Consider the following 1295-nt stretch of genomic DNA (forward strand, 5'->3'; position numbering starts at 1 on the left):
TGGTGTGGGTGTTGTCGGGGCGTAGCGGTGAGGGCCTGCTCGCGCAGGGGCGCCGGTTGCAGGAGTGGCTGCTGACACGACCCGAGCTGGATCCGGTGGACGTGGGGTGGTCTCTGATCAGTACCCGGGCACGGCTCGAGCATCGGGCGGTGCTGGTCGGTACCGACCGCGACGAGTTGATGACTCGATTGCAGGGGTTGATCGACAGCGAGCCCGGCATGCTCACGGGCCCGGGTGTGGTTTCAGGCCTGGGTGTGGTTTCGGGTGTTGGCGGTGGCGCGGGCAAGACGGTATTGGTGTTCCCCGGCCAGGGTGCGCAGTGGCTGGGGATGGGTGCACGTCTGCTGCAGGAATCGGTGGTGTTCGAGCAGAAAGTGCTCGAATGCGCCGACGCGTTCGCGCCCCTGGTGGAGTGGTCGCTGCTCGATGTGCTGCAGGGCACTGCCGATCCGATGTTGCTGGACCGGGTCGACGTGGTGCAGCCGGCGCTGTTCGCTGTGATGGTTTCCCTCGCCGAGGTATGGCGCTCGTTCGGTGTGATCCCGGATGCGGTACTGGGCCACTCACAAGGCGAGATCGCCGCGGCATGCGTGGCCGGGGCGTTGTCGCTCGAAGACGCCGCGCGTGTGGTGGTTCTGCGTTCACGAGCATTGCGGGAACTGTCGGGTCAAGGCGGAATGGCCAGTGTGCTGTCGCCGGTGGCACTGGTCGAGCAACGACTGACGGACATGCCGGGACTGGCCGTGGCCGCGGTCAACGGGCCTACCACCACGGTGGTGTCGGGCCCGACCGAACAACTGGACCAATTCGTGGCCGTATGCGAGAGCGACGGCGTACAGGTCCGCCGGATCGCGGTGAACTACGCTTCGCATTCACCACAGGTCGACTCCTTGCGGCAACGACTGCTCGAGGAACTGGCCACGATCACCGCACGACCGTCACGAATCGCGTTCTACTCCACGGTGACCGGTACCCTGCTCGACACCACAGAGCTCGATGCCGGGTACTGGTTCCGCAACCTACGCGAAACCGTGGACTTCGCCGCGACCGTGCAGACCCTGCTGAGCCAAGGCCACACCGTGTTCGTGGAAACCTCACCACACCCGGTGCTGACACTGGGCATCGAAGAACTCGGCGAACAAACCAACCCACGAGCACGCAGCGTTGTCGTGACCGGGTCACTGCGCCGCGACGACGGCGGACTGGACCGGCTGCTGTCCTCGCTGGCAGTGGTGGATGTGTCCGGTGTCGGAGTCGATTGGACACCGGTCTTCGATGGCCGTAGCGCGTCGCGG

At 65.7% G+C, this 1295-nt stretch carries 1 protein-coding gene; it reads left to right on the forward strand.

Features of this window, described 5'->3' with window-relative positions; all coding sequences use genetic code 11:
* Nucleotides 1–1295: acyltransferase domain-containing protein (locus JZ792_RS41145; protein WP_216918399.1), on the forward strand; the 1295-nt coding region annotated here is incomplete at both ends.

The organism is Nocardia noduli (assembly GCF_019038455.1).
In the GTDB taxonomy this organism is placed as follows: Bacteria; Actinomycetota; Actinomycetes; order Mycobacteriales; family Mycobacteriaceae; genus Nocardia; species Nocardia noduli.